Source organism: Symploca atlantica LB2515 (genome assembly GCF_052546295.1).
This window is the reverse complement of the sequence record NZ_JBQWMT010000001.1, coordinates 65284-89114: the sequence shown is the minus strand read 5'-3', so window position 1 is coordinate 89114 and position 23831 is coordinate 65284. Positions and strand designations below refer to the sequence as shown.

The following is a 23831-nucleotide window of genomic DNA, read 5'->3' as shown; positions in this document are numbered from 1 at the left end:
TAAAAAATCTGACATCAAGGTGGCATTATTCCCTTCTTTTGAAAGAATTAAGGCACAACACAAAAATAACCTAACTAAACTTTGGTTTAGTGAAGGAGGAAAAAATGAATATTAACCTAATCGTGTTCTCCGGACTAGTAAGCTGTACAGTCGGGTTAATGGTAGGAATCGGTCTTGCCGAGATCAATCGAGGTGATAGCAACCCACAAGCCGCTTCTCATTATGCTGCTATTGGTGCAGTTGCGGGCTTGGCAATTGGTGCTGGCCAAGAAATATTGAGAGAACTCAAGCAACAAGAAGACACTGATTAACTGCTCCCCCCTGCTTGAGGTGACACCGGGATACGTCGCTAATAGAAAATTGAGACTACAAGCGAGGCTGGGTGTCATAATTTGCTGGTCACGCGCCTGATTTCTGGTGGGGAAAGGCTCGTTCCTTTAAAAATTGATTTAACTAATGACTGAGCTATCGCCCTCTTTGCCGGTAGGATGCATCCTCCGTCGCGCCTGTGACCAGGATACATGGTCAATTCGCAAATTAGTACTGAGTGCCAAGCTTGACCCTACCCAGTTGCAAACCCAGCAATTTTGGGTTGTTAAGTGTGATGGCGTGCTAGTAGCCTGTGGGCAACTGCGTAACTTTTCTGGCGCGCAAGAGTTGGGCAGTTTGGTAGTTGTACCCGCTTGGCGTGGACGCGGCTTAGGAACTTTAGTAACCAAGCATCTAATTGAGCAGGCTACTCAGCCACTTTATCTAGAGTGTTTGGGTAACAAGCTGGTGCATTTTTACAGTCGTTTGGGTTTTGTGCCAGTCTCCTGGCAAGAATTACCGCAATCCCTTAAGTTTAAGTTTGGTTTATCACAATTAGCCAAGATTTTATTGAGGATTCCGGTGGGAATTATGCAGTATCAAGAGCTAGCAAGGTGAAGCAGAAGAGGTAGCTTGATTGATTACTCTTTCCAGAATCTTCTTAGGTATTTGTTGGCGAAAATATTGCCGCTTCAATGCTGAGAACAGCTTTGGCTAAGTCGTCATTGACAATTTGTAGATCAAATTCATCAGCTGCGGCAATTTCAGTTTTGGCACTACTCAGACGCTTGGCAATTGCTTGTTCATTCTCAGAACCACGACTGCGGATCCGTCGCTCTAGTTCAGCCCAGCTTGGTGGCAGAATAAAAATACGCAAAGCACTGGGAAATGTTTTGTTGATTTGTCTTGCCCCAACCACTTCAATTTCTAAGACAACTGATTGACCAAGTTGCAGGGGCTTTTCGACGGCAGCCCGAGGCGTACCATAGTAATTCCCTGCGTACTCGGCCCACTCTAGAAGTTCACCTGCTGCTACCATTTCCTCGAACTCTTCGCGACTGACAAAATAATATTGTTTGCCGTCAACTTCCCCTGGACGAGGTTGGCGTGTTGTTGCCGAAACGGAAAGATGCAGTTCTGGATGCTGTCGCAACAACGATCTCAGCAATGTACCTTTGCCAACGCCACTAGGCCCCGTCAATACTATCAGTCTGCCTGCTTGCATGTTAAATTTAGCTAAAGCCTAACTATTACCGTTTTGAGAATCTTTACTAATTACGAAGCGGTGAGCAACGGTTTCTGGCTGAATTGCAGAGAGAATAACGTGGCTCGAATCGGTAATAATCACTGCTCTAGTACGGCGTCCGTAGGTTGCATCTACTAGATGTCCGTTCTCCCGTGCCTCATTAATGATACGTTTGATCGGAGCCGACTCTGGTGAAACAATGGCGATGACTCGGTTTGCCGACACGATGTTACCGAAACCAATATTGATCAGCTGAATTTCCATGAACAAGTAACGGCAATGGCCGCATGAGGAGCGATTAAGGGAAACTTATTTTCAATGTTATCTGCAAAAATTTAGCCTTACAAGGCTAAATTTCAGACAAAACCCTGATTTTCGGTTCATAGTGCTTGATTTAACTCTTTTGCTTCAAAACATACAACAGTCTAGGGGTAGATATATAGGTAGCGTTTTTGCCTATTCCAATTAGATGCTCCAGAAAAAGGCAATAAACCTTTGACCTCTCTCTTTCATGATGCCACTACAAACCTCAACCATGTTTTGTTTCTGTGCTGTCGTTATCCTAGAACAGGCTAAAAATTTAAACCAAATTCGTCTTGCAAGCCGTGAACAGTCTTATCGAACAAATTAAATCAAGCTTACTAAATCTAGTTGGTTCAGCGGTTAAAGTTTTGCCAGGAGTTATAGTAGGTATACTGTTTCTCTTGTTGACCCGCTACGCTGCTAACTTAGTCGAAAAGCTAGCTTCTAAAGTGGGAGAGCGCACTATTCGTAGTCAGTCCCTGCAATTACTCTTGGCAAGAACAGCTTATGTTACAGCTTGGGTGATCGGAATTCTCATTGCCAGCGTCATTGCTTTTCCGGGCTTGCAGCTAGGTGACATTATTGCAGGGCTAGGACTGGGTTCTGTAGCCATTGGCTTTGCTTTTCAAGATATTTTCAAAAATTTCTTAGCAGGAATACTGTTACTCCTGCAAGAACCTTTTCGGATCAATGATCAGGTGATCATTGAAGATTATGAGGGAACAGTAGAGCAAATTGACATTCGCACCACGCAAATTCGCACCTACCAAGGAGAGCGAGTACTGCTGCCCAATTCCACAGTATTTACCAGTGCTGTGCAAGTAAGAACTGCTTATGGTAGACGGCGAACAGATTTGGGAGTAGGGGTTGATTACAATACACCTTTACCTAAGGCTACTCAGATTTTGCAACAAACAGTGTCTGCTGTAGAAGGTGTCATGTCTGAACCCGCACCGGAAATGGATTTAGTTAACTTTGGTGATAGCTCCATCGATTTCGTAGTGCGATACTGGACAAAAGCAGAACAGGTTCAAGTGCGCCGAGTCAAAACTCAAGTAATTATCGCGATTAAAAAAGTTTTTGATCAGGCTGACATTAATATTCCCTACCCAATTCGCACGCTTTATTTCTACGATCAGCAACGGTTCGATGATTATCTACCAACTGCCTCAGCTGACGAGGATTCAGATTAAGAAAGAGACGGCTTTGACATGCAACCAGTTGACTTTACTACTCTAACTGCCGCTTGTTGTGAGCTGCGTACTCAATGGGTTCCAGGACGTACCGAACAAGTTTATCAGCGCGATCGCTACACAATTGCCATCGCCTTGCGTACTCTCAAGAGTCGAGATTGGCTGACAATTTCCTGGCATCCCCAGGCAGCAAGAATTTGCATTGGTGATCCACCCCCTAGAACACCCGATACTTTTACCTTCAGTGACCAATTACGCCATCAATTGGTTGGCTTGGCACTGGTTTCTATTGAAGCGATCGCACCTTGGGAGCGTGTCTTAGATTTACAATTTGCCCGACGTCCCGGGGAGCCTGCCCTTTGGCATTTGTATATTGAAATTATTGGTAAATATAGTAACGTCATTCTCACTGATGCCAACAATTTAATTGTTACTGTTGCCCATCAGGTTAACGCTGCCCAATCAACTATTCGTACTGTTCAAACTGGTCAACCTTACCAAGCACCACCTGCTCTTACTGGTACAGCTCCCAGTTTGAATGAATCTCAAGAGCGTTGGCAAGAAAGAGTAAGTTTAGTACCAGGTGCTTTACAGCGTCAGTTACTCAAAAGTTATCGGGGACTAAGTCCAGCCGTGGCACGTTCTCTAGCTAAAGCTGCGGATCTAGATCCTGACCAATTGACCGAAAGCCTGAGTGCAGATCAATGGCAAAAATTGTTTCAGCGCTGGCAAGAATGGCTGCAAATTTTGGGCATGGATAACAGGGAAGAATGCTCAACAACTCAGAGTGCCAAACAGTTTCAACCAGGCTGGATGGAGGTAGGTTATACCGTTATCGGATGGGGAATTGTTCAGCCGACTAAGAATGTCCAAAGCTTACTCAATTGTTACTATACCGCCGAGCTTAATCAGCAAGATTTTGCCCAATTACGTCATCAACTTAGTCAGAAGTTGGTTAATATTCTCAAAAAATTACGTCAAAAGGCTGCTACTTTTGCAGAACGTTTGCAGCAATCTGATCAAGCAGACGAGTACAGACAACAAGCAGACTTGTTGATGGCATATCTCCATAAGTGGGAACCAGGGATGAAGAACATTAAACTTCCTGACTTTGAAACTAACGAGGCGGTCAAGATTCCCCTAAATCCCGAAAAAAATGCTGTACAAAATGCCCAAGCCTTATATAAACGACACCAAAAGCTCAAACGCGCTCGTCATGCTGTTGAGCCGCTACTTCAAGAAGTACAAGCAGAGATTGAGTATTTAGAGCAAGTAGAAGCCGCTTTGCAGCAACTAGACAGGTATTGCACCTCAGAAGATTTGCAGACGCTAGAAGAAATTCGTGAAGAACTTATTGGGCAAAAGTATCTAGAATCTCCAACCCAAAAAGCTCGCCATGGGGTTGATGTCTCTGAACCTTATCGATATCAAACGCCAAGTGGTTTTGAGGTGTTGATTGGTCGCAATAATCGACAGAACGACCTATTGACTTTTCGTACTGCTGGAGATTATGACCTTTGGTTTCATACTCAAGAGATTCCTGGGAGCCATGTCCTACTTCGTTTACAGCCAGGAAGTGAGCCTGAAGTTACGGATTTGCAATTTGTGGCTGACTTAGCTGCTCACTACAGCCGAGCGCGCGAGAGCGATTTGGTTCCTGTCGTTTATACTAAGCCGAAGTATGTCTACAAGCCGAAGGGTGCTAAACCGGGCATGGCGATTTACAAGCAAGAACGTATAGTTTGGGGGAGTCCTCCCCAGGGTCGCAACTACCCAATGATAGATACTTAAGCAAAAATGTAAATTTTAATTAAAAAAGAGGATGTGTTTTCTGTTACTGTAGGTATATACAGAAATCTTCCGGCTGCCGAATTGGGAACGTGCAGCCAGGATTTCCTCAGCTTAGAAATATTTAAGGGTTATTGACCTATGACTGTCAGCTGTCACAACGGCTGACTTTTTTTTATTTACCCAAAATTGGTGGAATTCCCACAAAGTGGGATGTTAGTCCCATGGGATCAAAAAAACCAACAGTAATTTTTCCCTTACCTCGTATCCCTAGGATTATTTCTCAATCAAGATAACAGCGACTGAATTAAAAGCTTACAAGGCTTACGTTATCTATCTGACTTGCTCTCAGAAATAGTTTTAAGTATTTAGGTCTACATCACGAACCAGCTTCTTGGGATTTTGAACATTTTTCCAAAGTATACGTAGACCTGTTCTTATCTGGAATAGTACCACAGATTAGTTAAAAATGAACAAAAATATTTTGGATAAAAGCCTATATTTAAAGCAAACTGGAAAACCTTGCTTTTCAAGCCTAAAATACTAAAGCGACAAATGGGGGGGCAAACGTCATGAAAAGCAGAGATTTATTTGTAACTGAAGACGGCAAATGTCAAGTTGGTAAGTCGGCAAAAGTCTGGGATTTATTAAGAGAAGATTATCGGTTGTACCGATTTCTTACTGAAGTTGAAGATGTCCTCAAACACGATGCAGATGAATACAGTTTTCTCCCCAAAATCAGGACTCTAGTGCGACAGTTAATTACTAACTCTTACTGGATACAAACTCAATATCCAGAGCCTTGCCTTAAAACTGGAACCTCAGTCAAATTGCTGTACGATGAGCTAGGTTTTCCTTTGACGGTGCAAAGTGTGACATTTTCTCCAGGAATAAAATCGATGATTCACAATCATGGCACTTGGGGAGTAGTGGCAGTACTGAAAGGCCAGGAGAAAAACAAATTTTGGCAGCGAAGTAAGGTTCAGGAACTAGAAAATCAAGTGGAGTTAGTTGAAGAAAATATACTCCTTCCTGGAGATATTATTAGCTTCACCACTGAAGCAATTCATTGTGTAGAATCAGTAGGAAATGAGCCAACAGTTACTTTTAATCTATATGGCGAAACCGATTCTACACGCCGATTTGAATTTGACCCAGCTACTAGTACTGCCAAAAAATTTTAGGGATTAAAAAATAAGCGCCGAGTAGTGATAGTCATTTCAGCAGAAGAGATTGAGGATGCGTCAGGAGTACAACAAGCTGGTAAGGGATGGCATTCCTGATTTGATTCGCCAAAATAACCACGAATGTGAAACTGTGGTGATGACAGAAGCAGAATATCGTCAGGCATTGCGAGAGAAATTGCTGGAAGAGGCACAAGAGGCAGCCACAGCCGAAAATCAACAACTAGTCACGGAATTAGCTGACTTGTATGAGGTGATAGATGCAGTCATGGCAGCCTATGGAATTAAGCAAGAATCAGTGTTAGTAGAACAAGAAAGACGGCGAAATCAGCGGGGTGGCTTTGAGCAATGTTTGAGGTTGCTGTGGACTCAGTCGCAGCCAAAAACACAAGAGATAGACTAAGACTAGTGATGCTATGAGCAAGTTATAAGTCATGCAGTCTAGTTCTCATTCCTTTAAGTCTACCCTTGCCCAAGGAAGCCTGCGTCGGATACACCACATTGCCTTGAATGTTCAAGATATGCAAGCTTCGCGCCATTTCTATGGAGAAATTCTCGGACTTAGAGAACTGACGGGGCAAGATATTCCTAGCACCTTAACACAGTTGGTAGCAGCCGGAAAAGTTGCCAACTTTGTTACTCCCGATGGTACTGTCCTGGATTTATTTTCGGAACCGCAACTGACACCACCAGATGCTGATCCAAAACTTGCTTTTACACGGGCTAATCATTTAGCTTTTGATATTGATCCAGAGTTATTTGACCAGGCAATTGAAGTTTTGCGATCGCATCAAATTCTAATTGATCATGGCCCAGTTAGTCGTCCAACAGGGCGAGGAATTTATTTTTATGATCCTGACGGATTTATGCTAGAAATTCGCTGCGATCCTCTAGATAGATAAAAGTCAGCATGCTTGCTGTCAACTTTTTTGGATTTACTTCCCGGTGGGATTTAGATTCCCAGATTAACAGGAGTAGCGCTAATGAGATTATCTCAAAGAACATGGTCAATTTTTGGGGGACTGTTACTAATATTGAGTCTCGGCTTGCTTTTTGGTATTTCCCGGATTAATTTTGCTCAGAGTTCTGTGGTTACTTTTGAAACTATTGAAAAAGCAGCTTATGCAGCGGTAGAGCAACCTTTTGAAAAAGTGATTCAAGATCAGTCTAGCTGGCATAATTTCTGGCGGGAACTACACTCAAGTAAGTCTTCAACGAAACCATTGCCGACAGTTGATTTTAGGGAAAATCTAGTAATTGGAGTAGGGGTTGGTAACAAAAGCAGCGGTGGCTATAGTGTTGAAATTCAAGAGATAAATATTGAGGGTGGTGTGCTGTTAGTCAAATATCTTGAAGAGCAGCCCGGAGCCAATTGTTTTACGACACAAGCCTTAACCCAGCCTTACCAATTAATAAAGGTAAAGAAATTTAAGTTACCGGTTAAATTTAACCGTAAAACTGGGGTGAATAATTGCTAAAAGTTTGTCCTAGAGTAGTTTTTGATCTGTACCCTAGGTAGAGGTGAACTACAGCCAAAGCTGGTAATTACCCTTTGAAGATTAGTTTGCTCTGTTAAACACTATCGGTTTTGTCATATATCGCCTTGAGATACAAATTAATACCCTTTGACACCACCACCGAAGTTGAACAAGAAACGCTCTTACCCTTGCTTACTCCTCTGGTTGCAGGGGTACAGAAGTTTCGTTTTGCTTAACCCAATCCTCAATCAATCCTGCGGCAATCTCGCTCATATCCTTATCTTGCAAAGCACACAAGGCTTTGAACTTGAGCTTTAGGGACTTATCGATATATATCTTCAAAGAATCCTGAGTCACTTTATTCTCATTTGTTGTTTTTCTTCTCAAGAATAGGATACAAAGTAATTTGTATCCAGTTTTGTGACTTAAATCACAAAACTACTGAACTCAACTGCTCTTAGAGAAATCACTAAACTCAGAAGCCAGCACTCTACCGTCCCAAGTATGAGTGCTGGCTCTGTCTTCGGCTAACTAAGGAGATAAATCTATTATGACCGATCAAAAAATATTTAGCGCCGTTTAGTTAGGCTAGCTCTCAGGCAGATTTCCTAACTCCCCTGCGATAGCTCTTATCATGGTAGATGTTTAACGATTAACGACAAATTTCTATTTGCTAGCCCCAGCGTGATTATGCCTACCTACACCGGGATTTCCAGCGAAGCCTTCAGACACCCCCTTGATCAACAAGCTGAGCAAGCTTTACGCAGTGTTCCTGGATTTGACTTGGTAGCCCGTAAGTTTGTGGAATTTCTCTATGAACGGCCCCAATTCGTCTATCTCATGGGCAACAGCATCAAAGTAGGGCCGCGCCAGTACTCTACTATCTATGGCTTATTTAGGGAATGTGTTCGGGATTTGGATATACATCCAGAACCAGCATTATTTGTTAGCCAAAATCCTCAAGTTAATAGCTATGCCTTGGGACAAGAGCATCCTTACATAGTAGTCAACGCAGGGTTATTAGACTTATTCGGCGAACCCGAAATTCGTACTGTTTTTGCTCAGGAATTAGGGCACATTAAATGCGGTCATACCATCTTGATGCAGATGGGAATTTGGGCGATGAATGCTGCCTCTATGCTTAATGAGGTGACACTAGGCTTAGGTAATTTTGTCAGCAGTGGTTTAATTTATGCCTTTTATGAATGGCGTCGCAAAGCTGAATTATCCTCTGATCGAGCAGCTTTACTGGTAATTGATGATCTCAATACGGTAATGCGGACAATGATGAAGGTTTCTGGTGGTAGCGCTAAGTACGCTCATGAGTGCAGTCTTGATGAATTTATCCGTCAATCTGAAAGCTATGAAGAACTCGATCAAGAAGCCATAAATCAAATTTATAAATTTTTACTTTATAACGGTGCTAATAATTTACTCTTAAGCCATCCCTTTCCTGTGGAACGCATACGCTACCTCAGGGAGTGGGCAACTTCAGCAGAATATCACCGAATTCGTCAAGGTAATTACCAACAAGCAAGAGCTGAGGGAACAGTTGAGGTTCCGTCTGAAACCCCAGTAGATCAGGTAACAGTACTGCAACGCCAAATCAAGGAACTGCAACAGGAAATTGATCGTATCAAGTCCCAGTCGAAAAAATCTGAATATTAGCGACTTTTTTAGCGTAACTTAACTTAGCTGTCAGCTAATATTGAGGTAATGCAGCAGCACAGAGAATCATTCAGTTAGTAACTTACAAGAGTTAGCTTGACCAAATAGAAGGTGCGAAATACAAAAAATGTTAAACTCCTAAAAATTTACATCTTTCTTAAAATTATATGAGTTGATTATGCTATCTTTGAAAAGTGGTAGAGTAAGCTTTTTATAAGCAAGGTCTGTGCTTTGGACTTTTAGTTTCTTTTGTTATACCTAAAGCCAAGGATGTAAAATCCTCAGTTTTTTCGCAGTCATGGATGTTCTTTCAGGAAGTCATGAAACTGAGTTGCCAATCAAAAGCAGTAAGCTCGGTTGCGATACTCAGATAGTTCAAGAAGTAATTTACCGTTTTCTATTAGAAACTGTAAAGACAAAATCTCCAGAAGAGGTGTTACTGGAATTTCAAAATCTGCTAATCAACTATAATATATCTGCTACTAATGTAGAAGCTTTTCAAGCGCTCTCAAGGCTAGTTTACGCAAATAACGAGCAAGATTTTCACTATACTCTGAAGAGGTCTTGCTATATTCTCATTAACAATTGGGAAACTTCGAGAAATCATGGTGCGACCAAAGAATTGGTCAAGTTGTTCTCTGAACATAGTCAAATAAAAAAAATAGCGGTATCTAAAGCCGTAGTTCGTCATCATCTCTGGCTAGTTAATTTTTTCCAAAGTCAAAGCTATTACGAACTTAAATTATTTGCTGCGAAATATGGATTTTCTAACACAAGCCACTGGAGTGATCGCTATACTTCATACCTCTTAGTTTCCCAGTATGCTAACGCTAACAATCCGGTAGAGCAGAGACAAGCAGCAAGAACACGCTCTCAAAGACTAAAAGACAATTTCAAATTTGAATTGGCAATGTATACTGCGCGTTGTCAATCTAATATAGCCAATCAAAAATCTCTGCAAAACCCTACAGGCTTTGGAGAAGAAGTGCTGCGCTTTATTAAAATGATTGTTGCTAGAAGAGGCTCTTTTAGTTACGAAAATCTGGCAAACATTTTTCTTGAGCAAACTCGACATCTAAGTTACAAATCTTTTAAACATTCTCTACAAAACTACTTAATAGGTTCTGCAACTCACAAAGATTACGTAGAACTTTTGCAGCAAAAATTTTCAGAAAAGTTAGAAATTCTCTACGAAAGTCACGATCAAAAAGTTCTTGATGAAGCTTTGCTTCTTAGAACATGTAATAAAATTATTAACTATCTGACAACCGAAGAACAGCAACAGCCGTCAGAACTATTCATTTTCTTGATGTCTCAAGAAAATCCTCTGACTTTAGTAGTTATATTGCTCAAGCTGATTTTTGTTTGTCCTCATGCCCGGACTCATTTAGAAACTTGTATTGCTAATTTGATTCAATACTATATGCAGTGTCCGCAAGAAGAATGTCAATGGGTAATTAACTTTTTTGAAATTTTTAATATAACCTTCGCTATTCATGCGGACAATGTCAGGTATAACCTGATTAGCATGGACAAAGAGAAAGAAAACGATTACTCAAAAGCATCTCTAGATACTTATCGAGTTTTTTCTCAACTCAGAAAACAACCTCATCTAGAAGTAGATCAGCCTGAAATGCCCACCGTTGGAATTTAGTTAACAATCTGAAGAACTCTTAATTTTTTCCCTAGCAATCTTCATTTTTGTTACTCCCATCAGGCATTATGGTACGACAAAATTTGGCACCACTTAGGTTTGCTTTATTTAAATGTGCCTGATTTAGATCTGCCTGACGGAGATTTGCCCAACTCAAATGTGCGCGATCTAATTGTGCTCCACGGAGATTGGCTCCGGCTAGAAATGTATGTTTGAGGATCGCTCCTTTTAAATTAGCCCGAGAAAGATCTGCTTTAATTAAACTAGCTCTATGCAAGTTTGCCCCTTGTAGATCTGCACCACTAAGAATTGCGTCATTGAGGATTGTTTGATCCAACTCTGCTTTCATAAGATTTGCTTGATAAAGATTAGTTCCACTCAAATTAGCTCCACTTAGCTTTGCTTTATGCAAATTTGCTCGACTCAGGTTGGCTTCACATAAATAAGCTTTCCGCAAATCTGCCCCCCTCAGGTCAACCTCATGAAAATCTCTTTCTCCTGCTAGATAACGTTGCTTTAGTTCATCGGCATTCATAAACCTAACCTCTTAATTATGTAGGAATTTATTAGCAAAATCTAGAGCCACATTTTAGGAAAAGATTAGCAAACTCAAACCGTAGCTTTCGTGGAGAATCATTGCTTCTTTAACCAGTTATTTGAAAAGTACCTAAATTGGATTTAATAAAAAAATTTAACTCTTTGAGTAAACCATCTGTTGAGGAATTCTCCTTGAGATCATTACCTGCTCAAGAATTGCTACAATAATCGCCCACCACGAAAACGCCAGCGAGGGAATAAAATCCGCATTAGGGTTTGGGATGCCAGATAAACTCCTAGCCAAACTAAGCTGTAGTGGATAACAAACCATATTACTGGCAAATCTCGCGGTACACCAGGCAAACCCCATATTTTCAGATTACAGACAATAAACACGGCTTCCCAAATTCCCGCAAACAGTTGCAAAGTCCCCGGCCAGTCACGGTCCCAACGGAATTTCTGGAGATAGATATACACAATATCCCAGACTAGACCAAACAGGGCAAAATAGCCCAGGATGTAGAAATAACCAGCACCCAAACTTAAACCAACTAGACCTAGATAAAATGGTAATGTAATTAAAACACCCACTGTTGCCAAGAGAAATAATCTAGTTTGCCAGCGACCAAATAAGGTAGGAGTCATGGGATTTTATCTTGTTGATTTTTGATGTTTTGCTAACTCAGGGTGATTGATTAGCAACCCACTTCAACCATTGCCAAAAAGAACCCAAAAAATTCAATCGAGTGATTCCCGGAGCTTTACTTGCCGCGATCGCATCCACTCCACGGAGTGCCGCATATTGCAATCCCAAGAAACTATCAACCGCTGCATAGGGTCCACCTAAAGTAATCGCGCCCGCAGCATACATCTGACCTCTAGAAGTGCGCATCTTGACCAATTCAAAATTGTTGCTGACGCTCAAACGACCCAAAGGATTGAGCGGTAACTGGTAATGAGTCACCAGATCATCAAGCAAAGGAGAGGCAGTAAGCTCAGCTTCTAGTCCCGTAGCATCAATAATAAAGTCGGCTTCTAGACGAACTTGTCCTTTAAAATTTTTCTCTTGGATATAAGTAATGATGCCGTCTGCTTCACGCTCAACCCGTTCGACTTCCCCAAACTCAATTTTATACCAGCCTTGCTTGAGTCCTTGATCAACGATGGATTGCCAATCACGGCGGTCAGCAGTAGTCGTACCACCCCAGTCAGCCAGCAAGTCCTGCCTTTGTTTAGGGTTAGCTTTTTCTAACATGACCCGGAATTCTCCACCCCAGCAGGCTTTGGGCCAATTAAAAGGTTGAAATTCATAGTGATGTTGTACTGTTCGTTGAGCTCGACCAAACCTGTTACCTTGGGGTTTAGGCGATCGCATTAAATGCACGATCCGAATTCTTTGATTATGTTGCCTTACTTCGTATAAGCGCTGCACAATTCGAGAAGCGACTATTCCGCGACCGCGAATCAGCACTGTACCCCCATGTTCTTCTAAATGCTCATAAATGTGATTGTGGGATTCATAGGCATTCACTACTGACTGAAAATCGTGGGTTCTCTCTCGATAAGTTTGTAAATCTGGGAGAAACTTAATCGCCGGGTAACCCGTTGCTAGGTGGACATAACGGGCGATCAAGAAAGCATAGTCACGGCGAGAGCTGGTCGTGCGAGAATAAGCAATGCAATATCGCCCATCAGCGGTTTTGCGAATTGCCCGGACACTGCCATAGCAAAATATCTCATCCCAGCCAATCCGCTGTGTTTCCCGGTCTATAGAATCAAATACATTACCAGCACGAGGGGTGTAAGTCTGGGCAAAAGTCGGTTCAGCAAATACTCGCCACAGATAACGCAGTGACGAACTAAAATTACCTTGCAAAAGGTCATACCATGCCTCTCGCAAAGCGTAACTTGGCCAACCCCAGATATTATCAGGACAGGAATCAGAATTAGAGCGTAATCTTTCCTGGAGTGGAATCTGGGAACTCAGGCAGAGTTGCTTATAACGAGCATAGGGCTGTGGGTCAATGCCCAAGGCTACAATATTAGTGCTTTTGACACCGTAAATTCTCAATAAATCCACCCAGACGAAACTACCTAAACCAGCCCCGATGGCTGCATAGTCCACTTCATTAACGGCGTAACCTGTAGCATGTAGATCCTGTACAACTACCTGCTGTTGCTGAAATATTATTGGGGGAAAAGAAGAGGAACTGGTTAAATTACCTCTATTAGCCAGCGCTACTGATGGTGGCGGTAACTGGCTGGGGTCTGGTAATTGCGTTTCTGGGCTAAAGAAAATCTGCGAATTCCCAGAGGGGGGTGGCAGTTGGCTTCTGGGCACGAAGCCGATGCTGATCACGTAGGGCCCAATTTGCAGCGTGTCGCCATTTGCCAAGGCGCTTTTAGTCTGGCGCTGACCGTTGACTAAAGTCCCGTTACTACTCTTTTGGTCGATTACTACTAAAGAGCCACTTTCCAAGTCAATTAGGGCATGGAAGCGAGAAACCTCAAGACTACTGAGCACCATCCGACAGAGACGATGCCCTTGCATCTGATCAGGCATGCCATTAAAGTCTCGTCCCAGAGCAATTGGCAAATTCAGCAAAGGTTTTCGCTGGTCTCCGGTGGCTGGATCTTCCCAGCTTAACTGAATTCGCAAAGGTGCAGAATTCGTCATCTTTTGTTGTTATTTTTATTGACCCTCTGGCGTCATTAAAACACTCCTGGCTGCGGCGAGAGAGGTGCCACACCACTTACACCCTAAAGCTAATCGCTCGTAGTGAGAAACTCGACCACAATTTGGGCAGTTTAAACCATAGGATACACCATCTGGAGCCGACTGGTTAGCTTTAGCTGTAGTTGAGATTGCTGGTGGCATTAAAATAGTCTTAGGAATAAGATTACTAGTTCCAACTAGAGAAACAGCGACCACTTTGAGTTGCATTTGCCCTAAATAAATAATGCTACCCTGATTTAAGGGTGCCTCACCTTGAGTGATTTGCCGACCGTCCACTAGAGGGGGATTGGTATTGCGTAAATTGCGCAGGCCAAAGGTTGAGGTAGAAAGGTTGAAGAAAATTTCTACGTGAAGCCCTGATACAGTTGGCTCATTTAGAACTAGATCACACCTTACTGGATCGCGACCAAGACGCACTGTGCCAGGGTTTTTACTGGGCTGTTGATCTCTAATTATTTCGATTCTATGGTGATTGTTTTCTTGCCATTCTAAGGTGATTTCATACATAGTCTCAATCTGGGAAGTTTTTACAAGATACTTCAACTGCTAATAATTTGAGTTATTAGGAGAGTTGGAAATTATTTTTTCTTGGCTGGGAATTAATGAAACTAAAAATTATCATTATTGTTGTTTGCTTAGTTTTACTATGGCTAGTTACTCCTGTGCAGGCTGAAAATGCTTTGCCACTTCCTGTCACTAGTGGCGAACTCCAAGAAGAACAGTTACAACCTTTGAAGACTTACTTTTTGGATATTTCACCAGGAAGTACCAAACGAGTCATCGAATTGAATCCACCCGCAACTAAATTGATAGTCTATTCACAGTTAGGGGAAACAGCAATTCGCTGTGGTGATAGGGTCCACAACTATAGCTGTAAGCCAGGAAAGCCACTACTAATTAATTCTGAGCCAGCAACCCCAATTAAGCAATTCTGGGCAGAAAACCCTCATGAACAGCAGATGCGACTGCGAATTGATGTTTATCAGGCTTCTGTTACTGAAAGTAAGGATGGAGCATCTCAAAGAAAGCTAAGTGACTCGTCCTGATGCTAGTTTATCTGCCCAGCGGGTTGTTTCTGGCAGTCGATATTTAGGAGTGCAGCGCAATACATAATCAATTGCCGTAAGTAAGCTGATTCGATGGCCAGGGGAAATATAGAGGGGTTTAACGTTAGTACGCGATCGCACCACAGCACCAATTATCTCTCCCCCATGTCGCAGGGGTTGCCAACAGCCTTTCTCTGGGAGTAGCCCCTCATATTGACCTACTAGTAAAGACTTAGCCGCACCAATTGTAGGGATATCTATCAGTACTCCCAAATGACAGGCTAGACCAAAGCGTCTAGGATGGGCAATACCTTGACCATCACAGATTATTAAATGCGGCGTAATACTAATTTTCTCTAAAGCTTTGAGAACAACCGGAATTTCTCGAAAAGAGAGAAAACCAGGAATATAAGGAAAGGTAGTAGGGCATTGTGCCATTGCGGTTTCTTGTAGCTGCAAATCCGGAAAACTTAAAACCGCCACGGCTGCTCGTGAGATTGTATAGTTTTCCTCAAAACCAACATCAACACCAGCTACATAATGCACCTCTTCAAATTGATCTTCGGTAATTACCTCTGGTTGTAGTTGTTGCTGGATTGCTTTAGCTTCTTCAACTGTTGTTGGCCAAGAGTGATGCTGCGGGATTTCCATACAAATGTTCTAGATAACGCCATCGCTTTTTTTCTGATTATCTGCCAATTGCGTAAATTCTGTTAATTTTTCCAGAACTCAGCTAGTTACTTTCGTTTTTCCTCTGCTATTGTCATGTTTGCCAATAATTTTTAGGGTGCCAAACAAAAAAAATAAGGTGTTTTGGAGAAATTTCGATAGAAACTAAAAAATGAACTCGGTAGTCATAATCAAAAACTTAAAATTTTTCAGGAGCAAATTTTTAGGTAATTTAATATAGGCATTGGACAACTACGTCAAAAAATAGTTATATTTAAATCAATAGATAATGCATTATTTTTTTAACAGCAATTACTCAACTGATTGCAGAGCAAATTGTTAGGCTAGAATAATCAACACCCTCAACACCCTACCCTTACTTATGATAAATACATCAGGTAATCATATAGTTAACTTCTGGGAAGAGCGCTATGTACCGGATATCTCAACACTGTCTTCAAAGGAAAAAAGCTTAGATTTTTCCCGATTAATTGAGCTTTCTTCAACACAAAATAGAGCCAAAACAGTCGCAGAAATTGAGCGTTTGTTGCGGATACAATGTGATTTTGCAGGAATAAAAAGTAATATTCTCTTTTCCTATATTCCCAATGTTGTTAATTTATCTGACACTCAAAAACTATCTCAACACATCCAGTTAATTTATCACAAAGCACTAGGGGTTTATAAACAACAACCACCTTTGTCAGTACCTACTCCCTTCTCTGAGGTCGAAAGACAATCTTTAGGCACTATAGATATCTCTAGTAATTTTTTTAAGCATTGGGTAATGCCCGCAGTAGGGCTGAAAACAACTAAGCAGCTATCAACAGAACTACAACCACTGTTCGAGCAACTACGACAACAACATTTGCTAGCAGATGACCCCCGCGCAATTGGTTTTGTCTCCACGCAATTTCACTTCAGCACTACCTTTGTTTTCAATCACTTAAAACTGCCTGAGCAAGTATTACTTAGCCCCTACTTCAAGTTTGTAGAAGAGCAAGCTTGCATTCCTTGGCAGAGAGTTTGTCGGGCTGCTGCCAAGCATACTCCTGACTCACCAAGCTTAAACCTTGTACAAAAACTCTTACCTGCTAGCCAAGAGATTGCCCTGAATATTCACCACCGTGCAGCTCGATTGTACCCCGATCATTGTAGCCGTCGAGGAAACCTTAATCATCCAGGAGTAAAAGCTTCAAGCATTCGAGATCTAGAAATGTTTCAGGCTTATCTCTGGCTATCTTTGTTAGAGAATAGTCTGGCGGTAGTAGAAGAAGAACTACTTCCTTTATGTACAATGGTCTTCCCTAGCATCGACGTAAAATGGGAATTAGTACAACAAATTATGCCGCTGCTAGTAGAAGAATTTCAGACTCGTGTGGAACCAGAGCAGATGAGTATCTTGTTGCCTTATACCCAAGGAATAGAAAAGCTATTCTCCAAAACTGAGATGAAGGTAGTTTAATCAACTCTCAATTTTCTTCTTCAGCAAGAGTCTCTAGCCTCGTCGATATTGCATCCCCGGTAACTGAGACACTAACCCTAGCAACTCTAACTGCAACAAGATGCCAGAAACTTCCCCTGCTGCCATACCAACTTGTTCCACAATTGTATCCAAGGTCATTGATTCAGAAGTTAATACCTTTAGTACCTTTAGCAATTCTGGTTCCAACTTAGGCAACGGCTTGGGTTGTTCTTGAGCAAGGGAGGGAAGCTGCACTGCTGAGTCGAGATGGGGTATCGCTCCTAACATATCTAACAAATGACCTACACTCAAAATCACATGAGCACCTCGATTTAAAAGTCCTAAACAGCCCGAAGATTGATAATTATCTAAAGAACCCGGTAGGGCGTAAACATCTCGACTAAACTCATTGGCTTGATAGGCAGTAATCAGCGCCCCAGACTTACTGGGAGCTTCCATTACTAAAATTGCACGGCTTAAACCAGCAATAATACGGTTGCGTTGGGGAAATTGGCTACGACTAGGTGTTGTACCAGCAGGGTACTCGCTGAGTATCGACCCCTGCTCCTGAATTTTTTCATACAGGGATTGATTGCGTGGTGGATAAACAACATCGACGCCAGTCCCCAGAACAGCGATGGTTCGTCCACCCGCCTCCAGACAGCCGCGATGAGCTTCTGTATCAATTCCTGCTGCCATTCCTGAAACTACTGTAAAGCCATGCTGGGCAAGAGCAGCACTGATTTTACGAGTCCATCGTTTGCCGTACTCGGAGGGTTCACGAGTGCCAACAATACCCACTATTGGTTTAATGCCTTGATTTTCCTGAAGATCAATTTGCCCTCGATAGTACAAAACTGGGGGTGGCGTTGGAATTTCTCTTAACAGCCGTGGGTAATCGATATCTCCTGGCGTCCAGAAGTAGGGGTTTTTGGCGCAATGTTGCTCTAAAAGCTGCTCCAAAATTAGTTGCGATCGCGTTTGCCCAATTGTCCTTAATAACTTTTCTCCAATTCCCTCTACTACCCCCAAAGCCTGGACGGGAGCCTCCCAAGCCTGGGCTAATGTTCCGAAATGGGTTTGTAATCTAGAAAGCAAGACAGGACCAACGCCAGCAACTTGCGACCAAGCCAGCCAGTAAGCGCGTTCTTCTAGCAACTGCTTCTCCTTTTACTTGAAATTTATAATCATCTTCGATTTTGCTTTTTAGTCTCTTTTTTGTTGAAAGAGAACATATTCAGTTAGCAAATCGTGGTTGTGGGCTTTACTGGTCAAATAAACTTGTAGGAAACTCAAAAGTAATTGATAATCTATCTCGTTACCGTTAGAATGCTTAATCGATGCTTAAGGGAAGATTAAGCACCAATAACCGTCTTACTGGCATCTACTTCACGAAAAAGAGAGCAAAACAACTGAGGAACCTAATGAAAACTACTAAACGCAGTATAGTAGGTGTTTTGACAGGGCTGAGTGTATTAGTGGCAACTGGATGTACTGATCAGACATCTACACAACAACCAGGTTCTGGGGAAGCGGCTGGCAATAAAAGTAATACAGGTGAAGTAAATCTGTACTCATCACGTCACTACGATACCGATGATGAACTCTACAACAAATTTACTGAAGAGACAGGCATCAAGGTCAACCTGATTGAAGCCCAGGCAGATAAATTGACTGAACGAATCAAGAGCGAAGGGGCAAATAGTCCTGCTGATGTACTGATCACCGTTGATATCGGTAACCTTTGGCGTGCTCAACAAGAAGGTATTTTGCAACCTCTTGAGTCTCCAACACTGGAGTCAGCAGTTCCTGAAAATCTACGCAGTTCAGAAGGCTACTGGTACGGCTTGTCGAAGCGGGCGCGTATTATTGTCTATAACAAAGACAAGGTTAAGCCAGAGGAGTTATCTACCTATGAGGCATTAGCTGGGCCTGAATGGAAAGGTCGCGTTTGTGTACGTAGCTCCAATAATATCTATAATCAATCTCTGGTAGCTGAAAAAATTAACACTAAAGGTGTGGCAGAGACAGAGACATGGGCAAAAGGTTTAGTGAATAACTTTGCCCGCCAACCTGAGGGTAATGACGTTGGGCAAATCAAAGCTGTGGCAGAGGGCCAATGCGATGTAGCACTAGTTAATAGTTACTACATTGCCCGAATCCGGAGTTCCGATCAACCAGAAAATCAGGCAGTAGCGTCGAAAATTGGGGTTTTCTTCCCTAACCAAAAAGAAGGCGAAGGCGGCACTCATATCAACATCAGTGGTGGCGGTGTGGCAGCAAATGCACCTCATAAGGAAAATGCTGTCAAGTTCCTTGAATATCTTATTACTCCAGAAGCACAAGAGATCTTTGCTAATGGCAACAACGAGTTCCCTATAGTAACAGGTGTGGAACCAAATCCTACTGTTGCTAGTTTTGGGAAATTCAAAGAGTCCCAGCTTAATATTGCAGCCTCTGGAGAAAAGAATGCAGAAGCTGTCAAACTGATGGATCGTGCAGGCTGGAAGTAAACAGCAAAACAATTGAGTAAGAAATCAGCGTACTCAGTTTTTTGGGTGCGCTTTGTTTCTAGCTTCTCCAATCAACGAAACGGGCATAGATATAAGCAACGGTTTCAGAAATAATTGTCCGTACACCTGCACTCGAAATCCACCATTTCTTTGGTTCGTAACTGATTGCTTTTACAGAAATCACACCAACTTTGACACTGGGAGCAAGAGTTTGCTTGAAAACTAACCAACTTCTGCGAGCGTGGACATCATAGGTATAAAGATTGATAGATTGTATCTTCAAACCTGAGTTTCTTATCCACTGACGCAGGGCGATGGCAGAAGCGGCAGTGCGGTTTCTAACAACTTCTGGAGCTGGAACAGCTACTAGTCTATCTCGATCAAAGCCCAATTCAACTAAAGTTGCTGCCGTAAGCTCAGCAAAATTATCGTATTGTGCCAGATAGAATCCTTTTTCCAGGGGCGTCCCTGTAGTGACGAGTTTCTGATAACCACCCCTTTCAAATTCCGCGATCGCCTCCTTAACGGCAAAATCTGGTAACCAGCCCTCTACAACCAAAATATCTGCTTTGATCGGATGATCAACAGCGAGAAAGGGATGAATATTAGTCAACATAAACCACATTAAAGCGATAGAAGATACGGCAGCAACCAACCGCCCTTGGATTGTCAGTGTCCACTTATTTTGCTGATGAACTAAGCGCATAAAGAAATATTTCTAACAATAAAAGCCATCTTGAGGCATCAATTAAACTAACAATATTTAATGATTACCTTCAATGTAAGTCTGCTTCCCAAATTCCGATATAAAGATAATTTTTCTTTTTCCATTCGATGACACCCTTTAGAGAGTCCAAACTTAAGTAGTACTTCGGAGAATTTTTCTGCCACACTTGTTGTAAACCATGCTTTATTTCTTCGTTGAGGCGACAACCTAACATCCCATTTAAGGTCAACAAGACAATTTGAAAATCAACTTCCATGGCAAAAGATGCCTCCGTTTGCCGAATTACTTCCGATTGTTTATCAAACAAAAATCCTAGGCTTACTTCCTCTGGTATTAATTCATAAAAGACAGCACGGGTATTCGGCCAGTAACCAGACAAATTGCCGGTAGGAACACCTAGTATACGAACCACATGCTTTTTAGCTATTCCTGGCTGAAATGCTGGTATGCCAATGCCAGTGGGTACTTCTCTACATTGATTATCGATAATTTCCCTTACAGGAGGATCAAGTACTCCTGGTGATTCCCTAGGCAAGGTATCAACAGCAGGAAAGATAAAGGAGGTTTCTTTTGGCACTTTGGGTTCGGACAAAACTTGAAAAGGGAACAAAACCTGAAAAATTACCGCTACAAAGCAACTGGCAAAGATTAAAGCGCCCATGACCATTTTTTATATTTTTCAGAGAAGTATTACTACTCGCAATACCGTTTTTTTGAAGGTTGATACACATAAATTGATTAGAGGTCATGGTTCAAACTTCAGACGCTACATAACATGTTCAAATGACATGAAAAATTAACCACGTAGTATAGACGTGCCAGCAGATCACCTTAGTATATACAGCTTAAATAGTCAGTTTTAATAACTCATCTACAATTGCTACATGCCAAAACTAAAAGAGTAAAACTTGTGGAAATTTTTCTAGAAATGCTAAATTTTTGCCTATAGTTTCCTTGCTGAGTTTTAGTTGAGTGTTTTACGAGAATAAAAAAGCTGCACCGTGACTTTATAACCCTTATCTCTAAGGAAAATACACCCCTTTTAGACTCTCACCCTACCTACGCCCTTAGCCCATATCTGAAGGGTTTTAGGAAAGGGTGCGCCATAACGCAGTTCTCTACTTAACTAACTGGCAATCTACAATTAACTATGGATTTAAACCTCTAGAGAGTAGATTGATGTCAAAGCAGATCACCTTTATCTTTCTTTCTGAATACTTTCTCTAGTATCCGCCAAATTCTCTCAAAATACATCTCTATTCTCTATGCCTTGACTGCTAAAAAGTCTGCTGCAATTCATATTTATCCTAGATTAATTCCAAGAATTTCGCACAAGCTTAGGGTTTCTCTTGAAGAAATGAGTTAATCTAGGCAGTAATTAACTCCTAACACTGATATAGGAAGTTTATAACTTCCTATATCAGACTGACGTTAGGGAATGAAATAAGACTTAAAAATTTTATTGCTTAGCTAAAAACAAGAATAAATCAGTTAATTTTTCGATTTGCCCCAGTAATTTAGTTTGTAATTTTGCCATTGCTATTGCCTATTAAGCAGCAGTTGTACTCACTCATACAGGTCATTCCGAATAACATGAATAACAGTATGATTTAGAGCAGCTTCCCGATTCCTGAATCAAATTACTTCAGTGGAAATTTAGGTTTCGATAAAGAAACCGGAGAGCTAAGTTGTTACTTATAATCAGTAACTCCTTCATCTAAGAAGTTTTGTTACCCGATCACGCTGTCAAATCTACAATTGAGCTGGGCGATTTTCTTTGAGATAGGTAAAAACTGACTTATCACCAATGTCAGCAGGAATTGGTTGCACTAGCTTACGCAGGGCAAAAACCATAAAGAAAACAGCCCAGACTCCTAGCAGCAGTTGTTGCCAATAAGTTGGCAAGATGCCAGCGAGGTATCCCAGTAAGAGTATCGGCACTAGAGGTGTCAGAAATTTTGTTTCTAAGCGGTTAAAGCAAAAGGCTTCCTTGAAATAAATACCTGTCAAAGCAACAAAGGTAAAACCAATGCCCAGCATCATACTAGGATGATGATAGAGCGCTAGAGCTAAAGGTTCGCTACTTCTTAGGGTCATTACAATAGCTGCTATTGAGCCAATGCCCCAAAAAACTTGAAGTAGGCGGTGCAAGGGTGCCATGTAAATATGAATAGTGACCAAGCTAACCCCCAGCGCTGCACAGAACAAGGCGTAAAGAGGAGTCAACGCACTGATTACGGCGGAAGTATCTCCTTCTGACAACACCAGCCAGCTACCGATAGCAAAACTCAACGCTGCCACCAGTAAACTAGCGCGGTAGACAATAACACCAAGGCGATCGCTTTGGTTAATGCTAAATTCGCCAAATTGCCCCTGATAAATCTCTGATTCCAACTGCTTTTGTAAAGTCATCACAACTCCTCTCATCTAGATATCCACAGCCAAAAGCGCGGCCATGATTACGCTGCACTTTTTGATAGACATCCGTGTTAGATGTTTTCTCAACTTTAACCTTTTGATTCTTCAGTCAGCACTACTTCAACAGCGGCTTGCCAATCCAAATGCAGCTGAGACTGGGCGCTACCACCGTTAACGGCAATTTCTAACCAATCATGACTACCAATAAAGCTAACCACTTCTCCCGGTTGGCAATCGCTATAGGTTTGACCCATTGGTATCCTGTAGTCACTGGCAACAATCGACCAAGTTTTCCCCTGAACCTCAGCAGCACAGATGTTAGTAACTAAGTTACCGAAATGGTCAATATATTGGATGCAACCTTTAATACCAGTAGCTGTAGTCTTCTTTTCCGGTAAAGCCAGCTCAATCAATGTATTAGGATTAACGACTTTCCCCAGATTTTCTAGAGGCACACCACTAGCAAGATGTGCGCCGACACTAGCAAAGATATCTCGACCGTGAAAAGTAGTACTCGGTGTAGCCTTCACCCAGTATTGGGGGTTGATCAGCTCAACTGCTGCTACTGCTGTTGTTTGCCTTAAGATACCGCTAAATAAACCATTATCAGGCCCAACCAAGAAACCAGTATTGAGTTGCACAGCAACTGCTCTGCGCTGACTTCCCACTCCGGGATCAACTACTGCTACATGTACTGTACCCTGCGGAAAGTAAGGATAGGCGTTCATCAGGCAGAATCTTGCCGCCGCGATGTTTTGGGGGGAGATTTGATGAGTGAGATCTACTACTGTGAGGGCTGGATTAATTTGGGCAATAACGCCCTTCATCACGCCTACATAAACATCACTTAAGCCAAAATCACTCAGCAGAGTGATGAGCCGTTTGTCAGACATCTG

The 23831-nt window shown here is 42.0% G+C and carries 26 protein-coding genes; 13 read left to right on the top strand and 13 right to left on the bottom strand.

Features of this window, described 5'->3' with window-relative positions; genetic code table 11:
• Window positions 1–104 precede the first annotated feature (104 nt).
• Together ACT7WV_RS00425 and ACT7WV_RS00420 are read left to right on the top strand one after the other, a co-directional pair.
• On the top strand, window positions 105–311 hold the full coding sequence (locus tag ACT7WV_RS00425; RefSeq protein WP_445100994.1) for a hypothetical protein: 207 nt from the start codon (window positions 105–107) through the stop codon (window positions 309–311).
• 145 nt (window positions 312–456) lie between these two features.
• Window positions 457–927 carry a GNAT family N-acetyltransferase gene (locus ACT7WV_RS00420; protein ID WP_445100993.1) on the top strand — a complete coding sequence of 157 codons (471 nt, stop codon included), beginning with the start codon at window positions 457–459 and terminating at the stop codon, window positions 925–927.
• Between the two features lie 43 nt (window positions 928–970).
• On the opposite strand, the gene gmk is transcribed toward ACT7WV_RS00420, so the two are convergent.
• Window positions 971–1534 (bottom strand): guanylate kinase, encoded by a 564-nt coding sequence (gene gmk / locus ACT7WV_RS00415; protein ID WP_445100992.1) that lies wholly within the window; start codon window positions 1532–1534, stop codon window positions 971–973.
• A gap of 18 nt (window positions 1535–1552) precedes the next feature.
• Entirely contained in the window at window positions 1553–1819 is a 267-nt protein-coding gene (gene remA, locus ACT7WV_RS00410; protein ID WP_445100991.1) for an extracellular matrix/biofilm regulator RemA, read from the bottom strand.
• Window positions 1820–2160: 341 nt separating this feature from the next.
• Here remA and ACT7WV_RS00405 point away from each other — a divergent pair, with 341 nt between their 5' ends.
• From ACT7WV_RS00405 to ACT7WV_RS00380, 6 genes are all read left to right on the top strand, one after another.
• Window positions 2161–3051, top strand: coding sequence for a mechanosensitive ion channel family protein (locus ACT7WV_RS00405; RefSeq protein ID WP_445100990.1), 891 nt, complete (start codon window positions 2161–2163; stop codon window positions 3049–3051).
• A gap of 18 nt (window positions 3052–3069) precedes the next feature.
• The gene (locus ACT7WV_RS00400) at window positions 3070–4842 is read left to right on the top strand and encodes an Rqc2 family fibronectin-binding protein (protein ID WP_445100989.1); all 1773 of its coding nucleotides are present in this window, start codon (window positions 3070–3072) and stop codon (window positions 4840–4842) included.
• Window positions 4843–5411: 569 nt separating this feature from the next.
• Window positions 5412–6023 carry a cysteine dioxygenase family protein gene (locus tag ACT7WV_RS00395; protein ID WP_445100988.1) on the top strand — a complete coding sequence of 204 codons (612 nt, stop codon included), beginning with the start codon at window positions 5412–5414 and terminating at the stop codon, window positions 6021–6023.
• A 55-nt stretch (window positions 6024–6078) separates the two neighbouring features.
• Window positions 6079–6426: a nucleoside triphosphate pyrophosphohydrolase gene (locus ACT7WV_RS00390; RefSeq protein WP_445100987.1), complete on the top strand. Its 348-nt coding sequence runs from the start codon at window positions 6079–6081 to the stop codon at window positions 6424–6426.
• A 31-nt stretch (window positions 6427–6457) separates the two neighbouring features.
• Window positions 6458–6925: a VOC family protein gene (locus ACT7WV_RS00385; RefSeq protein ID WP_445100986.1), complete on the top strand. Its 468-nt coding sequence runs from the start codon at window positions 6458–6460 to the stop codon at window positions 6923–6925.
• Between the two features lie 186 nt (window positions 6926–7111).
• A complete protein-coding gene (locus ACT7WV_RS00380) occupies window positions 7112–7501 on the top strand; it encodes a protease complex subunit PrcB family protein (protein WP_445100985.1) in 390 nt (129 codons plus the stop codon).
• 192 nt (window positions 7502–7693) lie between these two features.
• Here the strand turns inward: ACT7WV_RS00380 and ACT7WV_RS00375 are convergent, their stop codons facing one another.
• A complete protein-coding gene (locus ACT7WV_RS00375) occupies window positions 7694–7858 on the bottom strand; it encodes a hypothetical protein (RefSeq protein ID WP_445100984.1) in 165 nt (54 codons plus the stop codon).
• 333 nt (window positions 7859–8191) lie between these two features.
• Here ACT7WV_RS00375 and ACT7WV_RS00370 point away from each other — a divergent pair, with 333 nt between their 5' ends.
• The gene (locus ACT7WV_RS00370) at window positions 8192–9169 is read left to right on the top strand and encodes a M48 family metallopeptidase (protein WP_445100983.1); all 978 of its coding nucleotides are present in this window, start codon (window positions 8192–8194) and stop codon (window positions 9167–9169) included.
• Between the two features lie 298 nt (window positions 9170–9467).
• On the top strand, window positions 9468–10823 hold the full coding sequence (locus ACT7WV_RS00365) for a hypothetical protein (RefSeq protein WP_445100982.1): 1356 nt from the start codon (window positions 9468–9470) through the stop codon (window positions 10821–10823).
• A gap of 31 nt (window positions 10824–10854) precedes the next feature.
• On the opposite strand, the gene ACT7WV_RS00360 is transcribed toward ACT7WV_RS00365, so the two are convergent.
• The 4 genes from ACT7WV_RS00360 to ACT7WV_RS00345 all read right to left on the bottom strand — a co-directional run bounded on the left by ACT7WV_RS00360 (window position 10855) and on the right by ACT7WV_RS00345 (window position 14604).
• Entirely contained in the window at window positions 10855–11358 is a 504-nt protein-coding gene (locus tag ACT7WV_RS00360; protein WP_445100981.1) for a pentapeptide repeat-containing protein, read from the bottom strand.
• Window positions 11359–11579: 221 nt separating this feature from the next.
• Window positions 11580–12005 carry a hypothetical protein gene (locus ACT7WV_RS00355; protein WP_445100980.1) on the bottom strand — a complete coding sequence of 142 codons (426 nt, stop codon included), beginning with the start codon at window positions 12003–12005 and terminating at the stop codon, window positions 11580–11582.
• A 37-nt stretch (window positions 12006–12042) separates the two neighbouring features.
• On the bottom strand, window positions 12043–14037 hold the full coding sequence (locus ACT7WV_RS00350) for an FHA domain-containing protein (RefSeq protein ID WP_445100979.1): 1995 nt from the start codon (window positions 14035–14037) through the stop codon (window positions 12043–12045).
• A gap of 15 nt (window positions 14038–14052) precedes the next feature.
• Window positions 14053–14604, bottom strand: a complete 552-nt coding sequence (locus tag ACT7WV_RS00345) for an FHA domain-containing protein (protein WP_445100978.1) — start codon at window positions 14602–14604, stop codon at window positions 14053–14055.
• A gap of 95 nt (window positions 14605–14699) precedes the next feature.
• On the opposite strand from ACT7WV_RS00345, the gene ACT7WV_RS00340 reads away from it, so the two are divergent.
• On the top strand, window positions 14700–15143 hold the full coding sequence (locus tag ACT7WV_RS00340) for a hypothetical protein (RefSeq protein ID WP_445100977.1): 444 nt from the start codon (window positions 14700–14702) through the stop codon (window positions 15141–15143).
• On the opposite strand, the gene nfi is transcribed toward ACT7WV_RS00340, so the two are convergent.
• On the bottom strand, window positions 15126–15794 hold the full coding sequence (gene nfi / locus ACT7WV_RS00335) for a deoxyribonuclease V (protein ID WP_445100976.1): 669 nt from the start codon (window positions 15792–15794) through the stop codon (window positions 15126–15128). The two genes, ACT7WV_RS00340 and nfi, sit on opposite strands and share 18 nt — an antisense overlap.
• 400 nt (window positions 15795–16194) lie before the next feature.
• Here nfi and ACT7WV_RS00330 point away from each other — a divergent pair, with 400 nt between their 5' ends.
• Window positions 16195–17277 carry a hypothetical protein gene (locus ACT7WV_RS00330; protein ID WP_445100975.1) on the top strand — a complete coding sequence of 361 codons (1083 nt, stop codon included), beginning with the start codon at window positions 16195–16197 and terminating at the stop codon, window positions 17275–17277.
• 33 nt (window positions 17278–17310) lie between these two features.
• Here ACT7WV_RS00330 and dprA read toward each other — a convergent pair whose 3' ends face one another.
• Complete coding sequence (dprA, locus tag ACT7WV_RS00325; RefSeq protein ID WP_445100974.1) at window positions 17311–18435, bottom strand: DNA-processing protein DprA; 1125 nt, start codon at window positions 18433–18435, stop codon at window positions 17311–17313.
• Window positions 18436–18701: 266 nt separating this feature from the next.
• Here dprA and ACT7WV_RS00320 point away from each other — a divergent pair, with 266 nt between their 5' ends.
• Window positions 18702–19790, top strand: coding sequence for a Fe(3+) ABC transporter substrate-binding protein (locus ACT7WV_RS00320; protein WP_445100973.1), 1089 nt, complete (start codon window positions 18702–18704; stop codon window positions 19788–19790).
• Window positions 19791–19848: 58 nt separating this feature from the next.
• On the opposite strand, the gene ACT7WV_RS00315 is transcribed toward ACT7WV_RS00320, so the two are convergent.
• From ACT7WV_RS00315 to ACT7WV_RS00300, 4 genes are all read right to left on the bottom strand, one after another.
• Window positions 19849–20496, bottom strand: coding sequence for an ElyC/SanA/YdcF family protein (locus tag ACT7WV_RS00315; RefSeq protein ID WP_445100972.1), 648 nt, complete (start codon window positions 20494–20496; stop codon window positions 19849–19851).
• 70 nt (window positions 20497–20566) lie between these two features.
• A complete protein-coding gene (locus ACT7WV_RS00310) occupies window positions 20567–21178 on the bottom strand; it encodes a hypothetical protein (protein ID WP_445100971.1) in 612 nt (203 codons plus the stop codon).
• Between the two features lie 1091 nt (window positions 21179–22269).
• Complete coding sequence (locus ACT7WV_RS00305) at window positions 22270–22929, bottom strand: DUF2301 domain-containing membrane protein (RefSeq protein WP_445100970.1); 660 nt, start codon at window positions 22927–22929, stop codon at window positions 22270–22272.
• Between the two features lie 95 nt (window positions 22930–23024).
• On the bottom strand, window positions 23025–23828 hold the full coding sequence (locus tag ACT7WV_RS00300; RefSeq protein WP_445100969.1) for an SAM hydrolase/SAM-dependent halogenase family protein: 804 nt from the start codon (window positions 23826–23828) through the stop codon (window positions 23025–23027).
• Between the last annotated feature and the right edge of the window lie 3 nt (window positions 23829–23831).

What these genes read in the sequence shown, in the direction of transcription:
- ACT7WV_RS00425 (WP_445100994.1), top strand. Translation starts at nt 105, where the DNA reads ATGAATATTAACCTAATCGTGTTCTCCGGACTAGTAAGCTGTACAGTC.
- ACT7WV_RS00420 (WP_445100993.1), top strand. Translation starts at nt 457, where the DNA reads ATGACTGAGCTATCGCCCTCTTTGCCGGTAGGATGCATCCTCCGTCGC.
- gmk (WP_445100992.1), bottom strand. Translation starts at nt 1,534, where the DNA reads ATGCAAGCAGGCAGACTGATAGTATTGACGGGGCCTAGTGGCGTTGGC.
- remA (WP_445100991.1), bottom strand. Translation starts at nt 1,819, where the DNA reads ATGGAAATTCAGCTGATCAATATTGGTTTCGGTAACATCGTGTCGGCA.
- ACT7WV_RS00400 (WP_445100989.1), top strand. Translation starts at nt 3,070, where the DNA reads ATGCAACCAGTTGACTTTACTACTCTAACTGCCGCTTGTTGTGAGCTG.
- ACT7WV_RS00395 (WP_445100988.1), top strand. Translation starts at nt 5,412, where the DNA reads ATGAAAAGCAGAGATTTATTTGTAACTGAAGACGGCAAATGTCAAGTT.
- ACT7WV_RS00390 (WP_445100987.1), top strand. Translation starts at nt 6,079, where the DNA reads ATGCGTCAGGAGTACAACAAGCTGGTAAGGGATGGCATTCCTGATTTG.
- ACT7WV_RS00385 (WP_445100986.1), top strand. Translation starts at nt 6,458, where the DNA reads ATGCAGTCTAGTTCTCATTCCTTTAAGTCTACCCTTGCCCAAGGAAGC.
- ACT7WV_RS00370 (WP_445100983.1), top strand. Translation starts at nt 8,192, where the DNA reads ATGCCTACCTACACCGGGATTTCCAGCGAAGCCTTCAGACACCCCCTT.
- ACT7WV_RS00365 (WP_445100982.1), top strand. Translation starts at nt 9,468, where the DNA reads ATGGATGTTCTTTCAGGAAGTCATGAAACTGAGTTGCCAATCAAAAGC.
- ACT7WV_RS00360 (WP_445100981.1), bottom strand. Translation starts at nt 11,358, where the DNA reads ATGAATGCCGATGAACTAAAGCAACGTTATCTAGCAGGAGAAAGAGAT.
- ACT7WV_RS00355 (WP_445100980.1), bottom strand. Translation starts at nt 12,005, where the DNA reads ATGACTCCTACCTTATTTGGTCGCTGGCAAACTAGATTATTTCTCTTG.
- ACT7WV_RS00350 (WP_445100979.1), bottom strand. Translation starts at nt 14,037, where the DNA reads ATGACGAATTCTGCACCTTTGCGAATTCAGTTAAGCTGGGAAGATCCA.
- ACT7WV_RS00345 (WP_445100978.1), bottom strand. Translation starts at nt 14,604, where the DNA reads ATGTATGAAATCACCTTAGAATGGCAAGAAAACAATCACCATAGAATC.
- ACT7WV_RS00340 (WP_445100977.1), top strand. Translation starts at nt 14,700, where the DNA reads ATGAAACTAAAAATTATCATTATTGTTGTTTGCTTAGTTTTACTATGG.
- nfi (WP_445100976.1), bottom strand. Translation starts at nt 15,794, where the DNA reads ATGGAAATCCCGCAGCATCACTCTTGGCCAACAACAGTTGAAGAAGCT.
- ACT7WV_RS00330 (WP_445100975.1), top strand. Translation starts at nt 16,195, where the DNA reads ATGATAAATACATCAGGTAATCATATAGTTAACTTCTGGGAAGAGCGC.
- ACT7WV_RS00320 (WP_445100973.1), top strand. Translation starts at nt 18,702, where the DNA reads ATGAAAACTACTAAACGCAGTATAGTAGGTGTTTTGACAGGGCTGAGT.
- ACT7WV_RS00315 (WP_445100972.1), bottom strand. Translation starts at nt 20,496, where the DNA reads ATGCGCTTAGTTCATCAGCAAAATAAGTGGACACTGACAATCCAAGGG.
- ACT7WV_RS00310 (WP_445100971.1), bottom strand. Translation starts at nt 21,178, where the DNA reads ATGGGCGCTTTAATCTTTGCCAGTTGCTTTGTAGCGGTAATTTTTCAG.
- ACT7WV_RS00305 (WP_445100970.1), bottom strand. Translation starts at nt 22,929, where the DNA reads ATGACTTTACAAAAGCAGTTGGAATCAGAGATTTATCAGGGGCAATTT.
- ACT7WV_RS00300 (WP_445100969.1), bottom strand. Translation starts at nt 23,828, where the DNA reads ATGTCTGACAAACGGCTCATCACTCTGCTGAGTGATTTTGGCTTAAGT.